Source organism: Paludibacter propionicigenes WB4, from assembly GCF_000183135.1.
Taxonomy (GTDB): domain Bacteria; phylum Bacteroidota; class Bacteroidia; order Bacteroidales; family Paludibacteraceae; genus Paludibacter; species Paludibacter propionicigenes.
The window spans coordinates 2203379-2227121 of record NC_014734.1 but is presented as its reverse complement, the minus strand read 5'-3'; the positions used below and the strand labels follow the sequence as shown (position 1 = coordinate 2227121).

The 23743-nt window shown below is 40.9% G+C and carries 20 protein-coding genes and 1 tRNA gene; 8 read left to right on the top strand and 13 right to left on the bottom strand.

What is annotated here, in order from left to right; all coding sequences use genetic code 11:
• Window positions 1–113: 113 nt before the first annotated feature.
• From PALPR_RS09250 to PALPR_RS09240, 3 genes are read right to left on the bottom strand one after another with little or no spacing between them, the layout of a single operon-like run.
• Window positions 114–2357 carry a S9 family peptidase gene (locus PALPR_RS09250; RefSeq protein ID WP_013445357.1) on the bottom strand — a complete coding sequence of 748 codons (2244 nt, stop codon included), beginning with the start codon at window positions 2355–2357 and terminating at the stop codon, window positions 114–116.
• Window positions 2358–2397: 40 nt separating this feature from the next.
• Window positions 2398–3378 carry a lysylphosphatidylglycerol synthase transmembrane domain-containing protein gene (locus PALPR_RS09245; RefSeq protein ID WP_013445356.1) on the bottom strand — a complete coding sequence of 327 codons (981 nt, stop codon included), beginning with the start codon at window positions 3376–3378 and terminating at the stop codon, window positions 2398–2400.
• Window positions 3378–3896, bottom strand: coding sequence for a GtrA family protein (locus PALPR_RS09240; RefSeq protein WP_013445355.1), 519 nt, complete (start codon window positions 3894–3896; stop codon window positions 3378–3380). The genes PALPR_RS09245 and PALPR_RS09240 overlap by 1 nt, the downstream gene beginning before the upstream one ends.
• A 210-nt stretch (window positions 3897–4106) precedes the next feature.
• On the opposite strand from PALPR_RS09240, the gene rsmA reads away from it, so the two are divergent.
• Window positions 4107–4889, top strand: a complete 783-nt coding sequence (rsmA, locus tag PALPR_RS09235; RefSeq protein ID WP_041620358.1) for a 16S rRNA (adenine(1518)-N(6)/adenine(1519)-N(6))-dimethyltransferase RsmA — start codon at window positions 4107–4109, stop codon at window positions 4887–4889.
• Window positions 4890–4989: 100 nt separating this feature from the next.
• On the opposite strand, the gene PALPR_RS09230 is transcribed toward rsmA, so the two are convergent.
• Window positions 4990–6024: an asparaginase gene (locus tag PALPR_RS09230; RefSeq protein ID WP_013445353.1), complete on the bottom strand. Its 1035-nt coding sequence runs from the start codon at window positions 6022–6024 to the stop codon at window positions 4990–4992.
• 192 nt (window positions 6025–6216) lie between these two features.
• Here PALPR_RS09230 and PALPR_RS09225 point away from each other — a divergent pair, with 192 nt between their 5' ends.
• Both PALPR_RS09225 and PALPR_RS09220 read left to right on the top strand, forming a co-directional pair.
• A complete protein-coding gene (locus PALPR_RS09225) occupies window positions 6217–6729 on the top strand; it encodes a shikimate kinase (protein WP_013445351.1) in 513 nt (170 codons plus the stop codon).
• 154 nt (window positions 6730–6883) lie between these two features.
• Complete coding sequence (locus tag PALPR_RS09220; RefSeq protein WP_013445350.1) at window positions 6884–7969, top strand: 3-oxoacyl-ACP synthase III family protein; 1086 nt, start codon at window positions 6884–6886, stop codon at window positions 7967–7969.
• Between the two features lie 80 nt (window positions 7970–8049).
• Here PALPR_RS09220 and PALPR_RS15415 read toward each other — a convergent pair whose 3' ends face one another.
• The 3 genes from PALPR_RS15415 to PALPR_RS09205 form a co-directional block, all read right to left on the bottom strand.
• Window positions 8050–8763, bottom strand: a complete 714-nt coding sequence (locus tag PALPR_RS15415) for a hypothetical protein (protein ID WP_013445349.1) — start codon at window positions 8761–8763, stop codon at window positions 8050–8052.
• Between the two features lie 71 nt (window positions 8764–8834).
• On the bottom strand, window positions 8835–9719 hold the full coding sequence (locus PALPR_RS09210) for a bifunctional metallophosphatase/5'-nucleotidase (protein WP_013445348.1): 885 nt from the start codon (window positions 9717–9719) through the stop codon (window positions 8835–8837).
• A 56-nt stretch (window positions 9720–9775) separates the two neighbouring features.
• On the bottom strand, window positions 9776–10534 hold the full coding sequence (locus PALPR_RS09205) for a 5'-nucleotidase C-terminal domain-containing protein (RefSeq protein WP_013445347.1): 759 nt from the start codon (window positions 10532–10534) through the stop codon (window positions 9776–9778).
• Window positions 10535–10731: 197 nt separating this feature from the next.
• On the opposite strand from PALPR_RS09205, the gene tyrS reads away from it, so the two are divergent.
• The 4 genes from tyrS (at window position 10732) to PALPR_RS09180 (ending at window position 13900) form a co-directional block, all read left to right on the top strand.
• Entirely contained in the window at window positions 10732–12024 is a 1293-nt protein-coding gene (gene tyrS, locus PALPR_RS09200) for a tyrosine--tRNA ligase (protein ID WP_013445346.1), read from the top strand.
• Window positions 12025–12122: 98 nt separating this feature from the next.
• Window positions 12123–12196 (top strand) — tRNA-Gln (locus PALPR_RS09195).
• Window positions 12197–12511: 315 nt separating this feature from the next.
• On the top strand, window positions 12512–13093 hold the full coding sequence (locus PALPR_RS09185; RefSeq protein WP_013445345.1) for a TMEM175 family protein: 582 nt from the start codon (window positions 12512–12514) through the stop codon (window positions 13091–13093).
• Between the two features lie 90 nt (window positions 13094–13183).
• Window positions 13184–13900: a hypothetical protein gene (locus tag PALPR_RS09180; RefSeq protein WP_013445344.1), complete on the top strand. Its 717-nt coding sequence runs from the start codon at window positions 13184–13186 to the stop codon at window positions 13898–13900.
• 25 nt (window positions 13901–13925) lie between these two features.
• Here PALPR_RS09180 and rluF read toward each other — a convergent pair whose 3' ends face one another.
• From rluF to PALPR_RS09150, 6 genes are all read right to left on the bottom strand, one after another.
• Window positions 13926–14888: a 23S rRNA pseudouridine(2604) synthase RluF gene (gene rluF / locus PALPR_RS09175; protein WP_013445343.1), complete on the bottom strand. Its 963-nt coding sequence runs from the start codon at window positions 14886–14888 to the stop codon at window positions 13926–13928.
• Between the two features lie 29 nt (window positions 14889–14917).
• Window positions 14918–15547, bottom strand: a complete 630-nt coding sequence (locus PALPR_RS09170) for an NUDIX hydrolase (RefSeq protein WP_013445342.1) — start codon at window positions 15545–15547, stop codon at window positions 14918–14920.
• An 81-nt stretch (window positions 15548–15628) separates the two neighbouring features.
• A complete protein-coding gene (gene sufD, locus PALPR_RS09165; protein WP_013445341.1) occupies window positions 15629–17029 on the bottom strand; it encodes a Fe-S cluster assembly protein SufD in 1401 nt (466 codons plus the stop codon).
• A gap of 35 nt (window positions 17030–17064) precedes the next feature.
• Complete coding sequence (gene sufC, locus PALPR_RS09160) at window positions 17065–17826, bottom strand: Fe-S cluster assembly ATPase SufC (RefSeq protein ID WP_013445340.1); 762 nt, start codon at window positions 17824–17826, stop codon at window positions 17065–17067.
• Window positions 17827–17935: 109 nt separating this feature from the next.
• A complete protein-coding gene (gene sufB / locus PALPR_RS09155; RefSeq protein WP_013445339.1) occupies window positions 17936–19372 on the bottom strand; it encodes a Fe-S cluster assembly protein SufB in 1437 nt (478 codons plus the stop codon).
• 296 nt (window positions 19373–19668) lie between these two features.
• Window positions 19669–20973 (bottom strand): carboxypeptidase-like regulatory domain-containing protein, encoded by a 1305-nt coding sequence (locus tag PALPR_RS09150; RefSeq protein WP_013445338.1) that lies wholly within the window; start codon window positions 20971–20973, stop codon window positions 19669–19671.
• 250 nt (window positions 20974–21223) lie between these two features.
• Here PALPR_RS09150 and PALPR_RS09145 point away from each other — a divergent pair, with 250 nt between their 5' ends.
• Complete coding sequence (locus PALPR_RS09145; RefSeq protein WP_013445337.1) at window positions 21224–23638, top strand: S9 family peptidase; 2415 nt, start codon at window positions 21224–21226, stop codon at window positions 23636–23638.
• The last annotated feature ends 105 nt before the right edge of the window (window positions 23639–23743 follow it).

Here is a 23743-nt window from a genome sequence, read left to right as displayed (position 1 = left end):
TAACGGAAACGTGTTTTTGTGTCAAATCAAATAAGGCCACCCATTTCTAAGTAGTCTTGTATTTTATATTCGGGGCGCGACTTTAAGTCGAACTCCGAATACTTTTCACTAAATCATTTTTTAATTACCACCTTATCCCAGCTGGGCGGTGTAACACCCATCAGGTTTTTCACAAAGAAGTCGAAGCGTTTGTGCTCGCCATAGTCGCCACCCATGGTGTGCGGCACGCCGGGCAACACTACCAGCTCGAAGTCTTTATTGGCTTTTATCAGTTCGTTGCATACCTTGTAGGTAGTCGAAGGATCTACGTTGTCATCCATCTCGCCTACAACTAACATAAGCGGGCGGGTAAGCAGGTGTGCATTTTCCACATTGGAACTGGCAATGTAACTGGAGTCGACAGGATAGCTCATCCACTGCTCGTTCCACCATATCTTGTCCATGCGATTGTCATGGCAGCCGCACGAAGAATAAGCTGCTTTGTAGTGCTCGGGGTGAAACAGTACGGCACCCATCGCTTCCTGTCCGCCTGCCGAAGCTCCGAAAATACCCATACGCTCTATGTCCATATACGGATATTTGGCAGCCGCAGCTTTTGCCCACAGGATGCGGTCTGGAAATCCGGCATCTTTCAGATTCTTGTAACAGATTTCTTCGAATGCTTTGGAACGGAACGAAGTTCCCATACCATCCAGCTGAATAAGGATAAACCCGAGCTCGGCAAGAGCGGACATGTTCCGGTTGTACGAAATAAATGTTTTGGGAGTATACTGGCTACCCGGTCCGGCATAGATATATTCAATGACTGGATATTTCTTAGTCGCGTCAAAGTTGGTCGGACGGTAAATAATTCCCCAGATATCGGTTTTTCCATCGCGCCCTTTGGCTACAAAAGGTTCGGGTGCAATCCATCCGGCTTTGAGCAACTCGCTGATGTCGGCTTTTTCGAGCGGCATAATGATTTTTCCATCCGCAGCGCTGCGTAATACAGTCACCGGAGCTTTGTTGACCATCGAATAAACGTCTACCAAATACTTTTTATCGTCGGAGAACCAAGCCTGATGCATTCCTTCCTCGGGCGTAAGGCAAGTAAGTCCCGTACCGTCAAAGCGGATGCGGTAATAACGCACCAAATACGGATCTTCATTGGCTTTCATCCCGTTGGCCGAGAAAATGATTTCACGCTTTTTCTCATCCACATTCAGCACATCGCGTACGTACCATGCCCCTTTGGTTATTTGGTTTTTCACCGTCCCTGTCAACCTGTCGTACAGGTATAAATGATTCCAGTTATCACGTTCGCTCATCCAAATCATCTCTTTGCCGTTGTTTACCGTCTGGCGGAAATAGCGTGTGTAGTTCACAAAGGTTTTGGCTGTTTCTTCTACCAGAGTTTTTATCTCGCCGGTCTCAGCCGACATTTCGAGGACGCGATAAACCTGATGTCCGCGCTGATTATATTCGAACAGGACAGATTTACTATCAGGCAACCATTCGAAACCCTTCAAATCCATCTGACTTTTGAAAAGATCGTTTGATGCAACTTTCCGATCGCCACTTGCGATGTCAAAAATAACCGGTGTGCGGGCAGGTAATACGTCGCCCGGTTTCACATAGTCGCGGGTTTGGAGTTTTGGTTGAAACTGATCGGCAGGCGATGACTCTATCAGATACAGTTGCCGGGTTTCAGCACCGTGAATACGCATCACAGCCACTTTCTTTGAGTCTGGCGACCAATAGGGGTAAGCCGAATAATAATCTTCTTTGGTGCCACTTGTACTCAGCGCTTTTTCGATACCTGTTTTCAGGTCTTTCACGTACAGATTATTGTCTTTGACAAAAGCCGAGAGCTTTTTATCGGGCGAAATAACCGGTTTTCCTTCCCTTTCCGTATCTACTTTTCCCCAATACTCTTCTTTTACCGCTACCACTTTGTCTCCTTTTTTGAGTGAGTTCTGTTTAATGGCATACGTCCAGTTGTATGAATTGTACACAAAGTACAAACTGTCTAGCGCTTCGGTTACTTTCAACGATTGAAGAGGCAGTTTAAGTGCATCGACCGGTTTATCAGTAGCCAATGTCAGTTCCAACGCCAGTTTATTATGATCGAAAAGATGGGTATGAGTCTTCTTTTGTGCATCAATGAGGATGTAGGTTTTTCCCTGCGGCGCATTTTGTACATACCAGAATAGACTAGAACTTCCAATCCACTGAGGAGTTACGTTGGCGTAAAATACTTTGTCTTTAAATTTATCCTGAAGCGAAAAGGCCCGATTGTACGATTCCACCGTGCCCTGAGCTAAAAGAGACTGGCCCATAAGCCAAAGTCCGAATGAGAGAAGAGTAAGTTTTTTCATTGAAATATAGCTGAATATTATTTTTGTGATGAATTCCGATTTATTTATTTTCTCTTGCCAGTACCACCAAACCGACCAGCAACGGTATAACAAAATTTACCAACCAGATACACATTCCGGCTAGGGCTATACTGACCACCTGACCGGAAAAAACACCGATAACCAACACGGCATACGAACTACGCACCGCAACATCCGAAAAGGCAAACGTGGGTGTGAATGTCACAAATAGATACGTGGTGGGAATAGAAATTAGTGCCTGCTCCATCGAAAGATCAACTCCAAAAAACCGCAACATAAAGAAAAATTGCGTACAAAAAACCACATAACGCCCAAGTGAAATAAGCGTTATCTGCACAAGGTCTTGTTTTGAGTAAAGAGATAAACAATCGGTGAAGGCCTTTATCTTTTCGGAATAACGACTCCTGTTGAGCATTCTGCTAAATCGGGGAAGCAGAAAGTAAACTATTCCAAACAGTACTAACCCTGCCGCCAAGAGCCATAAGTAAAGACTGGTATTCATTGCGATACTTTCTTTGTGCGAATTTATAAACAATGCACAAGCCGGGACGCCACATAAAACCATGATGATGTTTTGTGTAAGGCCGTTTAGCAGCGTCAGGGTTATTCCGGCTTTACGATGTTCAGGGTTGAGGAACATCACTCGTCCTACCAGTTCACCCACGCGGTTAGGCGTCAGGAATCCGGTGGCGATGCCGACCAATACTCCTCTGAGTGCATCCGTGAGTTGTAGTACTTGAATCTTTGAAACCAGTTGTTTCCATTTAGTGGCTTCAAGTAGCATATTTATCGGAAGTAATAGAAAAACAGCACCCAACCACCAGAACTGCGACAGCGACAGTTGCTTCCATTGCGTAATCAGATCATGATATTGATTAAATGTAAGAAGTTTGTAGGCGAGAAATGAGAATGCAAGGGGCAAGACTATCCATTTCAACAAATTGAGCCAACCCTTCGACGGAATTTTCGGCATGTCGGATTTGTCAGCTGAGAAGTCCATTATTTTACGGTAGAATGATTCTGTTTCTTAGGAGCTTTGAATGTGTATTTCTTTTGCGAGAAATAGCTTATCAAAACGCAAAAGAATGTAGCCACCACTTGCGATGGTGTTGTCCAGAAATGAAATTCATCTACCAAAATTTTCAGGAAAAACGTGTTAATCCAAAAGTTAGCAATTGCTACCACAAAATATCGGTACAGCTGAATGCGTCCTTTCAGGTCGGATTCGGTAAACGTCACGTATTTTTGCAACAAGAAACCGAAAAAAGTAGAAATAGGGAAAGTGATAACCAATGTACCGATGTGCGAACTAAAGGTGAAAAATCCCAGGGGCAACATTTTCTGACCTAACACAAAATTATAAACCAAAAAATACAAAACCAGAGAAAATCCTACATTTACGGCACCGGTAAAGCCATACCGAAAAAACTGTAGTGTCATGTATTTGCGAAATGGTGGATAGAAAAAGTCGATTGCACAGCAAATACGACGACCAAGTGATATGAATTTCTTTCTCATTCGGATGACTTTGAGTTATTCCGGTTGGGTTATTCCGTTGGGAATGTCGAAATAACGAACAATTTTAGTTACTTTTGTGCGCCTTCTGAAAGGCATTAAACATACTCTGCTGTGCAAAGATAGTATTTATGAATTGACAAATAACAATTGGTAATTGACAATTTTACAGCAATTATTTTTTTAACCCAAGTTACACCGATTATCAACAATATGAATCAGGTAAGAGCAAAGAAATATCTCGGACAGCACTTTCTCAAAGACATGGGAATTGCTGGTCGCATAGCCGATAGTCTGATACTGGATGGCAAGACTTCAGTACTCGAAATTGGTCCGGGAATGGGTGTGCTGACTCAATTTCTGCTTCAAAACCCGTTGATAGATCTCACGGCAGTAGAGTTGGACAAAGAGTCGGTGGAATACCTTCATCAACACTATCCACAGCTGAATGTCATTGAGGCCGACTTCCTGAAACTGGATTTAAAAACCATTTTTCCGGATAAATTCTGTGTTATAGGCAATTTCCCGTATAATATTTCGAGTCAGATTTTCTTTAAAATGCTCGACAACAAAGATTCCATTCCTTGTTTGGCCGGTATGATTCAGAAAGAAGTGGCGGAACGCATTGCTGCTCCGGCAGGCAGTAAAACTTATGGAATTTTAAGTGTGCTGATGCAGGCCTACTATAAAATAGAATACCTTTTTACGGTTCACGAGCATGTTTTCGATCCGCCACCCAAGGTAAAATCGGCAGTCATCCGCTTTACCCGAAACGAAGTGTCGAAAATTGATTGCGACGAGCAACTGTTTAAAGCTGTGGTAAAAACATCGTTCAACCAACGCCGTAAAACATTGCGAAACTCCCTTAAGCCGCTTGTAGAGGCCGGTCATCCGATGTATGCCGATCCGATTTTCGATTTACGTCCCGAGCGACTGGATGTAGCAGCATTTATCGATCTTACAAAAAGAGTAGAAGCAGCTTTGGCATCAAAATAACAAGATACGGTAAATCTGTAGCCAAACATTTTTAGCAGAAATAAAGCCCGAATGAAACTATCATTCGGGCTTTATTTATTTCTCTGATGAAAAATCGATTTTAGGCTACAGTCATTTCGCCACATAAACTAACGCTCAGGCGGTGCTTGATGTCGTCTGCAGAATCAAATTCTCCCAGTAGGTGCATCAATTTGGTAACAATGGCTTCGGTGGTGCAATCATAAGCACTCATAACACCGGCATTTACCAGATTCAGACTTGTTTCATAGCGTCCCATTTCTACAGATCCTGTGCTGCACTGAGTTTTATTTACGATCAGTATGCCTCTGTCGGTAGCAGCTTTCAGTGCATTATAGAACCATGTGCGGCGGGGTGCATTTCCGGCACCGAAACTTTCAAGCACCACGGCTTTAAGTCCGGGAATATTCAGAATAGAATTTACCGTATGCTCCGAAATTCCGGGAAAGAGTTTCAAAATGGCTATATTCTGATCAATTTTGGTGCGAACGCGCAAACTGGTATTTGCTGCCGGATAATGGATGTATGATCTGAAGTATTTTATATGTACACCTGCTTTGGCCAGTGGCGGATAATTATATGAATTGAAGGCACTAAAATGCTCGGCATTTTTCTTGGTTGTGCGGTTGCCTCTGAAAAGCGTATCCTCAAAAAATATACACACTTCGGGCACAATAGGTTGTCCATTTTCCTGAGCCGAAGCAATTTCTATTGCAGTAAGCAGGTTTTCTTTAGCATCCGAGCGCATCATGCCTATCGGTAGCTGGGCTCCGGTGAAAATGACCGGCTTAGACAAATTTTCAAGCATGAAACTCATGGCCGAAGCCGTATAGGCCATCGTATCAGTGCCATGCAATATCACAAATCCATCAAATTCATCGTAGTTTTCCTGAATGATTTCAGCCATACGTTCCCAAACCGGAGGATGAACATCCGATGAATCGATAAGTGGTAAAAAAGGGATACTTTTTATACGAACTCCCGTCTGTTTCAGTTCGGGCATATATTCCTGAAGTCTGTCGAAATCGATGGGACGCAAAGCTCCCGTAGCAGGGTCTTCGGACATACTGATAGTCCCACCCGTAAAAAGCAATAATACAGCACTTTCTTTTTCCACGATTTTTTTGTAAAAAAATTTAGTGCAAAGTTAGTATAAATATCCATGTCATGGACAAGCAATCGGACATTATGAAATCATTTTTTGCTTTTTATTTACAGCGAGTCTGCCTCTTGACAATTTATTCGTATTTTTGCTTTCAATAAGTTCGAAACGCAAGTATTTGATTTCAAACATGAATAGATTATAAGAATGAGAAGAGTTTTTCTGATTGGGTATATGGGTTCTGGGAAAACCACCATTGGCAAGCTGGTGGCCGAGAAACTTGGGTATGGTTTTGTGGATATGGATGTGTACATTGAAAACAAATACTTTAATACCATATCGCAGATTTTTGCAGAACTTGGCGAAGAGCAGTTTCGGCTGATGGAACAGCGATGCCTGCATGAAGTGTCTGAATTTGAAGATGTAATCATTTCTACAGGAGGAGGTGCTCCATGCTTTTTCGATAATATGGAATACATGAAGTCAAAAGGGTTGACGATTTACCTTAAACTTACTGCGGCCGAACTTGCTGAGCGGCTGGAATCCTCTCAAGCCAATAAACGTCCGTTAATAGCAGGTAGGAGTGGAGATGAATTAAAGGATTTTATTGCTGATGGATTAGCCAAGCGGGAGGCTTTTTACTCACAGGCAATTTATGCGCTGTCAGGGGATATCGACGAAACAGTAAATGAAATTTGTACGTTAATATCGAGACTCTAAGTCGCTGATAAATATAAGCGAGGTGATTTCTTTACATCATATAATCTTATTTTATGACCTTATATCTCAATTTTATATTTAACTTTGCCGCCTAAATAAGCATCCCGATGCCTATAATCGGTTTTTTTACTTATCAGAACATTATATTTAAAGCATGAATACAAACATCTACAGTGTAATTACCGGAACCGGAAGTTACATCCCGTCACGAGTAATTACAAACGAGGATTTTCTTACAAATGAATTCTTTGAAACAAATGGCGAGAAGCTGAATAAACCAAATCAGGAGATTACCGAAAAGTTTTTAGAAATCACTACTATTGCCCAACGACGCTATATTACTGACGATCTGACTACTTCAGACATGGCTTTTTTTGCTGCAGAGCAAGCCATTAAATCGTCCAATATTGATAAAGAAGAACTGGACTACATTATCGTTGCGAATAATTTTGGTGATACGAAGGTCGACAATCGCGCCTCGGATCATGTTCCGGCCATGGCATCGAAAGTGAAACATAAACTGCAAATTAAAAATCCAGATACAGTCGTTTACGATTTGACATTTGGTTGTCCTGGTTGGGTACAAGGTGTTATTCAGGCTGATTATTTTATCAAATCGGGTGATGCGAAGAAAATTTTGGTTATCGGTGCAGAAGTTTTATCCAGAATCAGCGATCCGCACGACAGAGATTGCATGCTATATGCCGATGGTGCAGGAGCTGTGGTACTCGAAGCCAAAGAAAGTACAACGCCAATTGGAATACTTACTCATAAAACGCGTTCAGACACATTTTCACATGCCGGTTTGCTACACATGGGACCATCGTATAACCCTGAATACGAAAAGCCGAATGATTTGTTCCTGAAAATGAATGGTCGCAGGCTGTATCAATACGCTCTCGAAACTGTACCTCCGGCGATAAAGGCTTGTCTTGACAAAATTAATATGCCTATAACTGAAGTTAGCAAAGTGTTGATTCACCAAGCTAACGGAAAGATGGATGATGCTATGCTAAAGCGGCTTTATGCTCTTTACAATATCGATGAAGCTCCTGAAAATGTGATGCCAATGACGGTACATGAACTGGGTAACACTTCGGTGGCAACTTTGCCTACTTTGCTCGACTTAATTTTGAAAGAGAATTTGGCAAATCACAGCATTGGATCAGGAGATGTTTTGGTGTTTGCCTCGGTGGGTGCCGGTATGAACATTAATGCATTTATTTATAAAATGGCATAATCGTTTTTTTTATAGTTTGCATCCCGTTATAGCTGTAGTTTTGCTACGATTATAACGGGATTTTTTATTCCTCTCCGGGGTCAATGTCCGTAGAATACAGGCATAATAAATGGTCGGGTTACCCATTTTCGCGCAAAAACATCGAATTCGCGCTCGGCTCCGGTTATTATACCCCACTTGTCGGTAACTTTAAATTCAAATGATCCTCCATAAAACGAGTTCGGATAAAGTGTGGATAAATATGGAGGTATTCCGTTTTTAGCTCCACCAATGGAATATTGTCCGAAAGTATTCAGGAAAACTCTGTCAGATAACCTTAACCGGAGGTTTCCATTTAATCCGGAACTGTTGCCAAAGTTGTTGTAAAGATTGTATTTCGAAGCAAAAATTCCGGCTGACAGAACACTGAAGTTACCAAGCTTCATGTTGTAATTTGCACCAACCATATTTACTCCTCCGAGGCCGAAGTAATTGTTCATGGTGCGCGAAGTACTTATCCAGCTCCAGTCGTTGACGCTAAACTGATTGTACAGGTTGTCGGTCAGATTAATTTGCGGAATGTATTTTATAGAAAGCGCAGAAGCATTGAATGTAGGAGTCTGTAGGAATATGCTACCGGATTGTTTTTTCGGAAATAAATCATTTTGTTTGAATAAAGAAGGCTGGCTGTAGTAAATTGGGCTATCTGTCAGAGAACTCTTCCCGTCAAATGTAGTTTTGGTAGTTTCTGTGCCGCTTTGAGCAAAAATTGCTGAAGTGTAGAAAAGGAGTAATATCAGGTAGTTTTTCTTCATGGCTAATCAGATTTGTGTTGTAGAATCAATCGTTTGATTATCAACAAAAATCTTGCCAAATTAAGCAAAAACTATTTTTTCTCCAGCTCCAGTTCCACTCTTCCCAGGTACAATCCGCTTTTGCCAACCTGCGCTATCACAATGGGTTTTCCGGCAGCATTTTTTTCGGTTGTATTGTTTATCATGCTGTGCGAGTGTCCGCCTATGATCACATCAATGTACCGGCTTTTATGAGCAATGTCAAAATCATTTACTTCAGCACCGTTAGCTCCCAGGTGAGATAAGCAGATAATTACATCGCATTTTTCCTCCTTTTTCAGCAAAGTAGAAATCTCATTGGCTTTGATAAAGGGATCTTCGTACTCCATGCCTTTGTAATTTTTGTCGAATATAAGGCTTTTGGGGTTCACATCCAATGCCATAATTCCGATACGTAATCCTGCTCGTTGAAGCACAATGTATGGTTTTATCATACCGGACAAAGCCGTTTTGCCAAAATCATAGTTGGAGCTAATCAGCGGAAAGCGGGCAGTTTTCAAAACCACGGCCAGGGTGTCAATTCCGTTGTCGAATTCATGATTTCCAAGTGTTCCCGCATCATATTGCATACGGTTCATTGCATCAATTTCTACGCGTCCGTTGAAGAAGTTAAAGTATGGACTCCCTTGCGAGTAATCGCCCGCATCAACAAGCAACACGTTCTTTTCCTGCTGTCTGATTTTACTTATTTCACCCATTCGCCGAGCATAACCGCCCATGTCGGATGTTTGCAGACTTGATTTTTCTGTTGGTTCTACCTGACTGTGCGTATCGTTGGTATGCAGGATAACCAGTTTTATTTTTTGTTGAGAAAAAACCGAAACCGATATAAACGCTAACATCAAAAGAAAACCCCTAACCCCTGAAGGGGAACTGAAGTTACTTTTGATTTTTAAATATGTATGTTGTTTTTTCATATGAATTTATGTGAATGGTTTGTATGGAATGTGCTAATCTTAGTCTCCTTTGTAGATTAGGGGTTTGTTATCTTGATTCTTCCGTCTAATTTTGATTGAATTTTGTTCCCTTTTTTTGTCTCGTTCTGGATGTAATTGAGCAGCATGTCTCTAATTTTGATATTTGTATTCAGCCTTTTTTCGTACTGAGCCAGTTGTATCATTTGGTCATTTCCACCTGCCAGATAATCGTTGGTAGCGATGCTGTACACTTTAGCATCATCCAGCGCTTGCCCGTTGATGGTTATATTCACTGCCTTTTTTTGTTTTATTTCCATGCGCAACCCTGATACTCCTTCGCCCCCCATGCTTGCAAAATACTGTAGCAGATCATTGAGTTTATCGCCTTTAATCCAAACAATAACCAATTCGTTCTCGAAAGGCATTAATTCAAACACTTTTCGAATAGTTATATTGCCTGCAGGAACAACGGTGCGCAGACCTCCTAGATTGACGATAGAGATATCCACCTTCGAACCTAAAAAATCTGATGCTGCTTGCAGATAAACATCAGCGCTCAGATTTGACAAAAGGCTTTCCGGTCCGTGACCTTTCATTGTTTCTGCTGTCTGACCAATTACCACATTCATCTGAGCATCTATTTTTTGTTTCATAGGTTGCAAATAAGCTTCATAATTCTTATCCACAATAGCGTCAGTGGTGCTGTCAATTGCAATTTTTGATGAAGTAGCCTGTGTGATTGTCCATGTTTTGCAACTGTAGGAAAGCGTGCTAAAAACTATAAGGCTTATAAACAGGAATTTATTCGATTTCATTTTGAACGGGAGTTTTGTTAGAATAAAAGCGAAAGTAGTAAAAATTACGTAATCTATGCAGGTGTTTGGAATAATTTAAGTCTTAAAAACTTACAGGATGAAGCATTGAATTTATTATTGTTCGTAAAACTAAAAAGTAGTATCTTTGCACGTTCAAAAAAGAAACAGTTGATAATAAACACAAAACGATATAGACAATGAATTTTATCGAAGATCTCGAATGGCGCGGAGTAATTCATACCATGATGCCCGGAACCGAAGAACAGCTAGCAAAGGAAGTTACATCAGCATATATTGGCTTTGACCCTACTGCCGATTCGCTTCATATTGGAAGTCTGGCTCCGATTTTGCTTCTGAAACGCTTTCAGTTGGCAGGTCATAAGCCCATTGCATTGGTTGGTGGTGCTACCGGAATGATTGGCGACCCATCGGGAAAATCGCAGGAACGCAATTTGTTGAATGAAGAAACTCTGGAAAAAAATCTGGCAGGAATAAGAAAGCAACTTGCCAAATTCCTCGATTTTGAAACCGAATCGCCAAACAAGGCCGAAATGGTGAACAACTACGATTGGATGAAAGAGCAAACCTTTCTGTCTTTCATTCGCGACATTGGTAAGCATATTACTGTCAATTACATGATGGCTAAAGATTCGGTAAAAAAGCGTCTTACCGGCGAAACCCGCGATGGAATGTCGTTTACTGAATTCACTTACCAGTTGGTGCAGGGTTATGACTTCTACTGGTTGTACGAAAACATGAACTGCAAGCTCCAAATGGGTGGTTCCGATCAGTGGGGAAATATAACCACGGGGACTGAACTCATTCGCCGAAAAGCAAGTGGTGAAGCTTATGCGTTGACAATTAACCTTATCACTAAAGCTGATGGTGGTAAATTTGGAAAAACCGAATCGGGTAATGTTTGGCTTGATCCTGAAAAAACCACACCCTATGCTTTCTATCAATTTTGGTTGAACACGGCCGATGTTGATGCCGAAAAATACATTCGTGTTTTCACGTTTATGTCGAAGGAGGAAATCGAGGAGCTTATCGAGCGCCATCGTCAGGCACCTCATTTGCGTGAGCTTCAAAAGAAACTGGCTCACGATATCACTATCATGGTTCATTCCGAAGAAGATTACAATGCGGCGGTTGAAGCTTCAAATATTTTGTTCGGAAATGCTACTTCCGATGCCCTGAAAAAGTTGGATGAAAACACCCTGCTTGCAGTATTCGATGGTGTTCCGCAATTCAAGATTTCGAAGAAAGAGCTGGAGGAAGGCGTCAAAGTTATCGATTTGCTGACCGAAAAAGCTGCTATTTTCCCTTCGAAAGGCGAAATGCGCAAGCTGGTTCAATCGGGAGGCGTGAGTATTAACAAAGAAAAACTCGATAATCAGGACGAAGTGTTAGATGGTTCGAAACTTCTCAATAACAAATATTTATTGATTCAGAAAGGCAAGAAAAATTACTTTTTACTTATAGCTGAATAGGCTCAATAAGGCGGTTTTCTGAATAATTTTTCAAAAACATTTTGGGGCAAAGAAAAAATTCGTATCTTTGCACCGCTTTAGAAATAAGGCACAATGATTGTCTCATGGTGTAATGGTAGCACTGCAGTTTTTGGTTCTGCCTGTCCAAGTTCGAATCTTGGTGAGACAACCAAAGCAACGACGGTTGAAATTCATTTTAGGATTTCAACCGTTATTTTTTAGCCCGAAAGGCTTGTAAAAACGATTTTTTTTTGTAATTTTGACACGCAAAAGATTTTCAGAAATCTACATTTAGTAGAAGTTTTTTAAAATTGTCTTATGGTGTAATGGTAGCACTGCAGTTTCTGGATCTGCCTGTCTAGGTTCGAATCCTAGTAAGACAACAATCAATCCCTTGTGAACAAATGTTTGCAAGGGATTTTTTATTTGTAATCTCAAAACAGAATCAGAGGATTTCTTGTTGTTTATATAATTAGCAAACATAAAAATGAACAAGACAAGATTAGAAGCTTTTAGCGATGGAGTAATTGCTATCATTATTACCATCATGGTGTTGGAACTCAAAATCCCAAAGGGTTCGGATTGGCAGTCACTTTCTGGTCTGGCATTAAAGTTCATCAGTTACGTCATAAGCTTCATTTACGTTGCCATTTATTGGAATAACCACCATCATTTGCTTCATACCGTAAAACGTGTAAACGGAGCTATTCTTTGGTCAAATACGCATCTGTTATTTTGGTTGTCGCTAATTCCGTTTGTAACAGCATGGGCAGGCGAAAATCATTTTGCTGAATTGCCTGTAGCTACTTATTCTTTTGTATTAATGATGGCCGGAGTTGCTTACTTCATCCTTTCGAAAACAATTATACATGTTCACGGAAGGGATTCGGTCTTGTCAACGGCCATTGGAAAAGATATTAAAGGGCTTATCTCAATAATAGGATATGCCATAGCTGTTGCCTTTGCGTTTATATACAGAGAGTTGTCAATTTTTATTATTGTGGCAATTGCCGTTTTATGGCTCGTGCCGGACAGACGAATAGAGAAAAAAGTAGATGAAAAAGATTGAAATATAACGAATAAAACACAGAGTAGGTTAAACTGAATGTCAATCTTTTTTGTAGCTTTGTAGCAGGATTCTTTTATAACTTTAATGCTCATGAATAAGCTAGATTTATTTCAGAATAGAAGCAATAAACGAATGACCCTTTTTCTTCTTGTAATGGGTTGTTTGATAATGTTTACTGGCTGCACAAGTTATCAGTATGTGTATGTTGACAGTCATTTGAAAAAGAATGAGTTGAAGGAGTTTGTTCAGGAAACTGATTCTTTTAAAATAAAGTACAATTTTTCCGGGCAGGATTTTGGATTCAAGATTACTATTGAGAACAAGCTGGATAAACCTGTTTATATTGATTGGCGTAAAACTTCGGTAATTGTCAATGACATACAGGAAGATGGTTCTTTTTATAACGATAATCAGGTGGCTGTTGTAGCGCCGAATTCGTCTGTGACAGTAACGAGTAATACATTTGTAAATCAGTTTATCAATCCTACACCGTATGATTCAACGGGTTTAGTGAAGCACGTGAAGGATAAGAGTAAAATACACTTTTACGATGAGAATAATACACCGATTTACTTCAGGAATATTCTGGCACTTACAACTCAAGAAGATCTATCATCGCCGGTCTTTTTTGATAATGATTTTTGGGTTGCGGAGATATTTCAGACAAGCAATAATCTTATCTCCAAAAATTCCCGACCGGATTTGTTTTATATAGCTAAACCCACCGGTTTTGGCAAGTTCATGGGTTGGACTTCCACAATTTCGTTTGCGGTGGTAGTGGGTATAATTGATGGCATGAACAATTAGAAGTTTTGACTCAGAAATTTTTGTTTTATCTTTTGCCCGGTTTTCCTGACGTTCTGTTCCCTTTTGCATTTGATGCAGATCTCGACGGATTTGTTTTCTTTCCTGCCTGACCTGCATAACCTCCACGCAGTTCTTTTGATTTAGGGTTGGGGTTTGATGTACGGTCTGTTTTTGAAGGTTTGGAACCGGACATAGGTCTATCCATTGTTTTTCGCCTTGGTTCCTGATGCTGTATTTTGCTTTCCCCACCATTGCTTTTGGGCTTTGCTGTTGACGATGAATCTTTTATAGCCATCATTATTTCATTCATCTCTTCGGCTTCCAGTTGTCTCCATTCGCCCAGCGGTATTCCTTTCAAGCCAATGTTCATAATGCGAATGCGCTCAAGTTTTACCACCTCGTATTCAAAATACTCGCACATCCTTCGTATCTGACGATTTAGCCCCTGAATCAATACAATGCGAAATGAAAATACGGACTCTTTTATTACGCTACACTTTTTGGTCATTTCACCAAGAATGGGTACTCCATTACCCATTTTGAGGATAAATTCATCGGTAATCGGTTTATTGACTGTGACCAGGTATTCTTTCTCATGTTTGTTTCCTGCCCGTAATATCTTATTCACAATATCACCGTTATTAGTAAGAAAGATTAGTCCCTGAGATTCTTTATCGAGTCGTCCGATAGGAAAAATACGCTCGTGGTAACCTATATAATCAATAATACTGTCTTTTACGCCAATTTCTGTGGTGCTGATAATTCCAACGGGTTTATTGAAAGCTATAAAAGCAAAATCGGTTCCTTCTTTGGCTTCAATCAAATTGCCGTTTAATGTAACCTTATCGTGTTTGGAAACCTGAGCTCCAACAGTGGCTCTTCGCCCATTAATAAAAACATGACCTTGTTCGATATATTTGTCGGCTTCACGACGAGAGCATACACCGCTGTCGCTGATAAATTTATTCAGTCGGATTTTTTCGGTCATTGTTTTATTGGTTGAGTAAGTTTATTGTTTCAGTGATTCAGCACGTCTAGTAGTTCGCTGGTTATCATAGCGGTTGCTCCCCATATTTCAATACCATTAATAGCAAAGTAGGGAGCTTTGATTGTTTTTCCGGCTGTGCCTGTACTGAATTCCTTTTCAAAGATACGGTTTTCCGAGTAAAAATCAGCTAAATCTATTTCAACTACAGCTTGAATTTCTCTCGGATCAAGCTTATATGCCGGTTGATGGGTACAATATCCGACGAAAGGTTTCACTATAAAATTGCTAGGCGGGATAAACAAGTCGGAGAGTTGCCCGATTATTTCTATTTTGTCAGCCGTTACACCAATTTCTTCAAATGTTTCACGCAGGGCAGTAGCTTCAAAACCAGGATCTGTTTTTTCCTGTTTTCCTCCGGGAAAAGCAATCTGGCCGCTATGCACTCCGTCGTATTCGCTGCGTTTTATATAAATAGCCTGTAGTCGGTTGTTGGAAGGAAAAAGTAAAACCATTACAGCGCTTTGTCTGGCAGTAAGGAGATGATTTTCCTTTTCAAGCAATTCTTTTGCCCGGTTTGGTGGTGCCATTTTGAGGTGTGAAGCTGTACCCGGTAATGGTTGTTGGAATTTTTGTTTTAGTTCTGTTTTACTGAATAGCATGGTTTAAAATAAATTTCCCGCAGATTTCTACAGAGCTGATTTCTGCATTTATCTACGGGAAATAAAAATAATTATAGTTTTTTATTGGCAAATTACGCAGCCTTCGCATTTGGATAATTCTCCGCGCAGGCGTTTTTCTACCAACATTTTTATCCTGTCTTGCAATGCCGGAATGCGGATGAATTCAATCACATCGTTGGTGAAAGCAAACATCAGCAACAGGCGTGCTTCCGGCTCGGAAATACCACGTGACTGCATGTAGAATTTGGCCGTTTCGTCCAACGACCCGATAGTAGCGCCATGCGAACATTTTACATCGTCGGCATAGATTTCCAGTTGCGGTTTGGTACGCATCTTAGCCGTTTTGTTCAGCAAGATGTTCCGGTTTGTCTGGAATGCAGCTGTTTTCTGTGCATCTTTTGCCACCAACAGTTTTCCGGTAAACCCACCTTTTGCAAAATCATCCAACACATATTTAAAGAGCTCGTGACTATTGCAATTTGGTTTGTTATGAATAATGGAGGTAAAGTTATCTACCTGCTGGTTTTTATCACCAATCACCATGCCGCAAAGCTGGGTTTCGCAATGTTCGCCATCCAGATCTATTTCCACCGTATTCCGCGTTACACCGTTGTGCAAGGTAATTACATTGGCTATCACATTGGACGACGCACGCTGATCAATCAGCAGCGTAGACAGGTTGGTGGTTTTGGTATGTGTATTTTCGAGTTTGTAATGCTCGTAAGTGGCATGTTCGCCCACAAACACTTCGGTGACGCGATTTGACAGGAAGCGGACTTCATCCACCGTGTGGTCGCATACCAATAGTTGTGCTTTGGCGCCTTCTTCCAGAATAATGAGGTTATGGCTATTCGCCATAAAATCGACGTCCGAACGCATAATGTTTACGAGCTGTACAGGTTTAGTCAGTTGCACGTTTTTCGGTACGTACATAAAGAATCCGTCCTGAGCAAAAGCTCCGTTGAAAGCAACGAGTCCGTCTTTTTTGGGAGTGCTCAGCTTGCCATAATATTCTTTCAATAATTCGGGACGCGTTTCGGCAATCTCTTTCAGGCTACCAATAATTACTCCTTCGGGCAGTTTTAATGCTTTTGGATCCATAGTTGGATAAAATGCATCATTCACCACAAAGAAAAGGTAAGATTGAATGCCCGGCACATCACATTTAAACGCATCGTACGGATTTACCGGAATAGGGATGCGGTTAATGTTTAAGCCATAATCAATAGACAGAGCCGCCTTAAGGTCGGAATATTTATAGTCTTCCAACGCCGTTGTAGGAAATCGTAATTCTTCGAACAGCGCAAAAGATGCGTCGCGGGAATCGTTCATCACGGCAGCCGAATGTTTTTTTATGCTTTCGTGATGTTGTTTATATAAGTCGATATACGAAGCCTCCCCAACCCCTCCCAAAGAGGGGCTTTTTGAGTTAGTTTCGGCTATTATAGTTTTGTTTTCCATTTGTACAATTTTTCTTTACATCCCTTATGAGGAACTTAGATGGCGGCTTCCTCAACTTCTTTTTTTATCCAGTCGTAGCCTCTTTCTTCAAGCTCATAAGCAAGCTCTTTACCGCCCGATTTTACAATACGTCCGTCGTACAATACGTGTACAAAATCAGGGATAATATAATCCAGCAGACGTTGATAGTGAGTAATGACGATGCTCGCGTTGTCAGGACTTTTCAGTTTATTTACCCCGTTGGCAACAATGCGCAAAGCATCAATGTCGAGGCCTGAATCGGTTTCGTCCAGAATAGATAAAAGAGGATTCAGCATGGCCATTTGGAAAATTTCGTTACGCTTTTTCTCACCACCTGAGAAACCTTCGTTTACCGAACGGTTCGCCAGTTTGTTGTCCATTTCCACCAACTCTTTTTTCTCGCGCATTAGTCGAAGAAAATCGGTAGCTGAAATAGGATCCAGATTTTTATATTTACGGTGCTCATTCACGGCTGTACGCATAAAATTGACCATGCTTACGCCTGGGATTTCCACCGGATACTGAAAGCTCAGAAAAATTCCTTCGCGTGAACGATCCTCGGGGCTTAGTTCCAACAGATTTTTACCATTGAAAGTAACCTGCCCTTCGGTAACTGTAAATGCAGGATTTCCTGTCAATACTGATGATAATGTTGACTTGCCGGCACCGTTTGGTCCCATGATGGCATGTATTTCGCCCGCGTTAACGGTGAGACTTAATCCTTTTATAATTTCTTTGCCATTGATATTGGCGTGTAAGTTTTTTATTTCTAACATATGTTTTGTCTAATGTCTTTTATCTAAAGTTCCTGTCGGGAAACAATTAATATCGCGACCGGAGGGAGTAAATATCGCAAAGCAAATATCGCCGTTAGGCTAATAACTTTTATCCTACTGAACCTTCCAAGGTTATTTGCAGCAGCTTTTGTGCTTCTACGGCAAACTCCATGGGAAGTTTGTTTAATACTTCTTTTGCATACCCGTTTACAATCAATCCCACGGCATCTTCGGTGGAAATACCACGTTGATTGCAATAAAATATCTGATCTTCGTTTATTTTTGAGGTGGTAGCTTCGTGTTCCACAATGGCAGTATCATTATTTACTTCCATGTACGGAAAAGTATGTGCACCACACTTGTCGCCGAGTAATAAGCTGTCGCATTGCGAAAAGTTACGGGCATTTTCAGCTGCCGGATTTACTTTTACCAATCCGCGATAACTGTTTTGGCTCTTTCCGGCCGAAATTCCTTTGGAAAGGATATGACTGCTGGTGTTTTTACCAATGTGGAGCATCTTTGTTCCGGTGTCGGCTTGTTGGTGGTGATTGGTTACAGCCACCGAATAAAATTCGGCCGAAGAATTATCGCCGAGCAAGATGCAACTTGGGTATTTCCAGGTTACGGCCGAGCCGGTTTCTACCTGAGTCCACGAAATCTTAGAATTATCGCCTTTGCAAATACCCCGTTTGGTTACAAAGTTGTAGATTCCTCCTTTACCGTCTTTGTCGCCCGGATACCAGTTTTGTACCGTAGAGTACTTCACTTCGGCATTTTTCATGGCCACAATTTCCACAATGGCCGCATGCAGCTGATTCTCGTCGCGCATTGGAGCTGTACAACCTTCGAGATACGAAACGTAACTATCTTCGTCGGCTACAATAAGAGTCCGTTCAAACTGACCGGTATTCATAGCGTTGATGCGGAAATAAGTGGAAAGCTCCATCGGGCAACGAACGCCCTTAGGAATGTACACAAATGAACCATCCGAAAAGACGGCACAGTTTAATGTAGCAAAAAAGTTATCGGTATAAGGCACCACCGAGCTCATGTATTTCTGAACTAAATCGGGGTGATGTTCTACAGCTTCGCTGAATGAGCAAAAAATAATGCCCAACTCAGACAGACTTTCTTTGAAAGTTGTTTTTACCGAAACGCTATCCATAACTGCATCCACCGCTATTCCCGATAAGGCCATTCGCTCATGAAGCGGAATGCCCAACTTTTCAAATGTTTTCAGTAATTCCGGATCCACTTCGTCCAGACTTTTCGGAGCATTTTTGCGTGGAGCTGCGTAATATGATATGCTTTGATAATCAATTTCCGGAACAGTAAGATGCGCCCAGGTTGGCATCTCCATGGTGAGCCAGTGGCGGTAGGCTTTTAGGCGAAACTCTAACATCCATTCAGGTTCGTTCTTCTTCGCCGATATAAGACGTACGACTTCTTCACTGAGCCCGATTGGAATGATGTCAGTTTCAATATCGGTCGTAAAACCGTATTTATAATCTCCCTGGGTAACTTGGTCTAATATATCTGTGGACATGATTTTTTATATTCAAAATTATTAATTTATAATTCCATATAAAAAGTGATACTTTGAATATGAATTAAAAACGAAATTAATGCTACAAAGGTACAAAAAAATGTGTTTTAAAGCATAATTCTGTAACTTATTACAGTACAAAACATAACGTAAAAGGGTCTCTTTTTGTTTTTATTCTACCGGATATTGTGTATTTTTAGAAAAAAGACACAAGTACAATAAAATGAATAAAAAATCGGGGAATAAAATTTCTCCTATTCCCCGGTTTGAATTTTAAAGTGGCTGCTATGCGCTCTTTATTTCTTTTCGAGTTTTTTCTGTATTTTTTTAATCGCAGATTCAATAGACTTTTCGGGTTCTATGACATTGTATTCGCCCCAGAAGTCGGAATCGGTAAAGCCCGACGCTTCATCGGCAATAATTACTGTTGGTTTTAATTTTTCACTAAAGCTTGCTGATTTATCTTCAGAACTTTTGCCCCAGTCAGTTACAGCCATTTCTACTGTCGATAAATAGTTGGTATTAAATAGTTTCTTTTTCCAAATTATTTTCAATCCCAACTCAATACGGCTGTATGAATAATACCATTTACCATCTTTTTCCAGAAAATCTATCCTGTATTTTGCTTCTGTAGGATAAACTCTTGCATTAAAAGGTTTTTTCTTGATAAACAGATCGGCCGCAGCAACCTTATCTGTTAGATTAAGGCTGAATACGGCACTTTTCAAAGCCATATTCTGAGAATCAATGTATAATTTGCCATAATATAAAGGCTCGTTTTTATTATCTCGTTGTTTGAAGTCGATAACGTAGATAAGTTTATTGTCAGCGTAGATGGTATGGTCAAAAGTAAATTCATAATTGGCCAACATATCATACGTGAACACAAATTCAGGATATTTCATTATGTCCAGATACAATGAACTATAGGGTCCGCCCTGAAGCTTAAATGTCAATGTGTCCAGCTTATCGTAGTCGGCTTTTTTTCGGGCTTTATACAGTCTTACAGCGTCATCCTTGTGATTGGTGTATGATTGCTTGTTAATCTCAACTACGGCTTCGGCCAACGAAACGTAAGATCGGTTTTTCTTGATCGTTTCGCGGTAGAATGCGGTCATCAGCGTAGGTGTGTTGAAATAGTTTTCGCCTTTTTTTTGCAGTACGCTCCGGATAATTTCATCGGCATTCTTGGATATTACATTTAGTTCGGGAAGTTGAACGGATGTAGACTCCAGTTCAATTTTGTTTTTTTCGGATTTTAGGCCGGCAAGTGGAACGGATTTATTTATATACCCAATGTAGCTGATTTTTATTTCGGGATTATTTAAATCGTTTGGTACCTTGATTGAGAACTCGCCTTCGGAGTTTGATATGGTAGAAATATTTGTGCCTGCAATAATAATTCCTGCATAGGCCAGGGCATTCCCATTCTTTTTGTCAATAATTTTACCTTTATATTCCGTGTAGTTTTCCGAATCACCTTTTAGTGAAGCTTCAGTCGTGTTTATTGCCGTAACCTGATTTGGAAGTAGAATCAAGAATAAGGCAAAGGTGCATACAAACATGAGTTTGTAAAACGAAAATTGTGATTGTGTGCTCATACTCTTTGAATTTGGTTTTTAAAGTCTACAAAACTATAAAAAAATAATCTATTGTAGAAATCATTATATACGTAATCGATTAAAAATAAAACACTTTTTCGTGAATTATGTTGTCCGAATGGCGTAAATAGACTTTATCGTTGTTGACAATTATGGTAAAGAAAGCCTGAAATACTGTATTTATATTCGGTTGAATTCAAAAAGAAAGGCGTACTTTTGTCATTCGTTTAACTGCAAAATTAAAAGTTATATGAAAAAATTCGTTACGACTACAGTATTCACATTGATAGCATTTACAATAAGTATGGCACAAGAAAACCTTACGTATCAAACGCCGCCGGCAAGCATTATGCGTCTGGCTGATTACGAACGCGCTCCGCAAGTATCTATTGACACCAAGAAACAATATATGTTGCTTAGTTACAGGAATACTTACAAGACGCTTGATGATCTGAATCAGCAGGAAATGAGCATGGGTGGATTAAGAATTAATCCGGTAACGAATATAGCTTCGGCTACAAATTATATCAGTAACCTCAAGGTAAGAAAAGTGACTGACAAGGAGCCGGTTCAGGTAAAGGGACTGCCTGTGAATGCCCGTATTGCTTACGTTACGTGGTCGCCTGATGAGAAAAAGATTGCCTTTACCAATACCACCTCGCATGGCGTAGAACTCTGGGTGCTTGATATTGTTTCGGCGCAGGCTGCCAGACTTACCGAGCCTGTGGTGAATGCCAATATGGGCAATCCGCTTAACTGGTACCGGGATAGTAAGCAGTTGTTGGTACGATTATTACCTAAAAATCGCCCGGCTTTGTTAGATACTAAAAGCGAACTACCCAAAGGACCGATAATCTCAGTAAGCGATGGTTCAAAATCGCAGAATCGTACCTATCCAGATTTGTTGAAAAACGCTACCGATGAAGAAAACTTTGTCACCCTGTCATCATCGGAACTATACAAGGTAGACTTGGATGCAAAATCAGAATTGTTCAAAGGTAAAGATATGTATGCCGGCGAGTCTTTTTCGCCTGATGGAAATTATATATTGGTCACCACATTGAGCAAACCGTTCTCGTACATAGTTCCGTTGAATCGTTTCCCTCAGCTATCGGTTGTGTACGATCTGAAGGGAAATCTGGTAAAAACGGTAAACGAAGTGCCGCTTTCGGAAGTATTGCCCAAAGGATTTATGGCTATTCGTAAAGGCAAAAGACAAATGAGTTGGCGTGCCGATGAGCCTGCCACCTTGTATTATGTGGAAGAGCTCGACGGTGGCGACCCGCAAACTAAAGCCGACTATCGCGATGCCATTTATCTTTGGAAAGCTCCTTTTGCCGAAAATCCAATGTTGATGACCAAAACAGTTCAACGATTTATGAATATCATCTGGGGCAATGCCACTGTGGCTATAGTGCAGGACGAATGGTACGATACGCGCAACGAAAAGACTTATCTCGTTAATCCTTCTAATCCGAAAGAGGAACCCAAGGTAATTGATGACCGTAACTTTCAGGATCTGTATTCCGACCCCGGGCACTTTGAAACATGGAAAAATGTTTATGGAAAATACGTATTGGCCATCAACGATAATTGTTTGTTTCGCATTGGCGACGGACATACGCCCAAGGGACAATTTCCCTTTATTGATGAGTTGAACTTATCCACCCTTAAAATTACTCGGCTTTATCAGTCGGCTTATACGGATAAGATGGAAGAAATTTTTGATATAGAAGATTTCAAAAAAGGGGAGGCGCTGGTGCGTATTCAGTCGAAAAACGAATATCCGAATTATTATTTCCGTAATTTCCGTAAAAAGAATGCACTGACACAGATTACTCATTTCCCTAATCCGTTTGAGAGTATTAAAGATGTGTACAAAGAGCTGATAAAATACAAGCGAGCCGATGGGGTAGAGCTGTCGGGTACGCTCTACTTGCCCGTAGGTTATGACCGCAAAACCAGGAAAGAAAAACTTCCGTTACTGATCTGGGCTTATCCTGCTGAGTACAAAGATAAAAACAGCGCTGGTCAAAGCGCCGCTAATCCGAACGAGTTTACTTTTCCTTACTATGGTTCCTTTGTGTATTGGGTGACGCGCGGTTACGCCGTGCTCGACGATGCTGCTTTCCCCATTATCGGTGAAGGCAAAACCGAGCCGAACGATAACTTTATCGAGCAATTAGTAGCCAATGCCAAAGCGGCTATCGATGCGGTAGATTCGTTGGGCTATATCAACAGGGCAAAGGTAGCTGTCGGTGGACATTCATACGGTGCTTTTATGACGGCTAATCTGCTTACACATTGTAACCTGTTTGCTTGTGGCATTGCCCGAAGCGGTGCTTATAACCGTACACTGACACCTTTCGGTTTTCAGAGCGAACAACGCAATTACTGGGATGCACCGGAAGTCTATAATGCGATGTCGCCGTTTCAGAATGCAGACAAAATGAAAACGCCGTTGTTGCTGGTACATGGCGAAGCCGACAACAATCCCGGCACTTTTACCCTGCAGACTGAACGATACTTTCAGGCACTGAAAGGACTCGGAGCACCTGCCCGCATGGTGATTTTGCCCAAAGAACAACACAGTTATGTGGCTCGGGAGAACATCCTGCATTTGCTTTGGGAGCAGGATCGGTTTTTGGAGAAATATCTGAAGTAAATTATGTAAAGTGATGTCAGTTCAGCCCGGATTGGCATCTCAAGTTCACAACGTGAAGCTAAAGAGACCGAATGATTCATCATTCGGTCTCTTTAATTATTAATT

Bases quoted from the DNA above. Each gene is read 5' to 3' on its own strand.
- rsmA (WP_041620358.1), top strand. From the start codon at position 4,107: ATGAATCAGGTAAGAGCAAAGAAATATCTCGGACAGCACTTTCTCAAA.
- rluF (WP_013445343.1), bottom strand. From the start codon at position 14,888: ATGACCGAAAAAATCCGACTGAATAAATTTATCAGCGACAGCGGTGTA.
- PALPR_RS09210 (WP_013445348.1), bottom strand. From the start codon at position 9,719: ATGAAAAAACAACATACATATTTAAAAATCAAAAGTAACTTCAGTTCC.
- PALPR_RS09225 (WP_013445351.1), top strand. From the start codon at position 6,217: ATGAGAAGAGTTTTTCTGATTGGGTATATGGGTTCTGGGAAAACCACC.
- PALPR_RS09220 (WP_013445350.1), top strand. From the start codon at position 6,884: ATGAATACAAACATCTACAGTGTAATTACCGGAACCGGAAGTTACATC.
- PALPR_RS09150 (WP_013445338.1), bottom strand. From the start codon at position 20,973: ATGAGCACACAATCACAATTTTCGTTTTACAAACTCATGTTTGTATGC.
- tyrS (WP_013445346.1), top strand. From the start codon at position 10,732: ATGAATTTTATCGAAGATCTCGAATGGCGCGGAGTAATTCATACCATG.
- PALPR_RS09205 (WP_013445347.1), bottom strand. From the start codon at position 10,534: ATGAAATCGAATAAATTCCTGTTTATAAGCCTTATAGTTTTTAGCACG.
- sufD (WP_013445341.1), bottom strand. From the start codon at position 17,029: ATGGAAAACAAAACTATAATAGCCGAAACTAACTCAAAAAGCCCCTCT.
- sufB (WP_013445339.1), bottom strand. From the start codon at position 19,372: ATGTCCACAGATATATTAGACCAAGTTACCCAGGGAGATTATAAATAC.
- PALPR_RS09180 (WP_013445344.1), top strand. From the start codon at position 13,184: ATGAATAAGCTAGATTTATTTCAGAATAGAAGCAATAAACGAATGACC.
- PALPR_RS09245 (WP_013445356.1), bottom strand. From the start codon at position 3,378: ATGGACTTCTCAGCTGACAAATCCGACATGCCGAAAATTCCGTCGAAG.
- PALPR_RS09240 (WP_013445355.1), bottom strand. From the start codon at position 3,896: ATGAGAAAGAAATTCATATCACTTGGTCGTCGTATTTGCTGTGCAATC.
- PALPR_RS09185 (WP_013445345.1), top strand. From the start codon at position 12,512: ATGAACAAGACAAGATTAGAAGCTTTTAGCGATGGAGTAATTGCTATC.
- PALPR_RS15415 (WP_013445349.1), bottom strand. From the start codon at position 8,763: ATGAAGAAAAACTACCTGATATTACTCCTTTTCTACACTTCAGCAATT.
- PALPR_RS09250 (WP_013445357.1), bottom strand. From the start codon at position 2,357: ATGAAAAAACTTACTCTTCTCTCATTCGGACTTTGGCTTATGGGCCAG.
- PALPR_RS09170 (WP_013445342.1), bottom strand. From the start codon at position 15,547: ATGCTATTCAGTAAAACAGAACTAAAACAAAAATTCCAACAACCATTA.
- sufC (WP_013445340.1), bottom strand. From the start codon at position 17,826: ATGTTAGAAATAAAAAACTTACACGCCAATATCAATGGCAAAGAAATT.
- PALPR_RS09145 (WP_013445337.1), top strand. From the start codon at position 21,224: ATGAAAAAATTCGTTACGACTACAGTATTCACATTGATAGCATTTACA.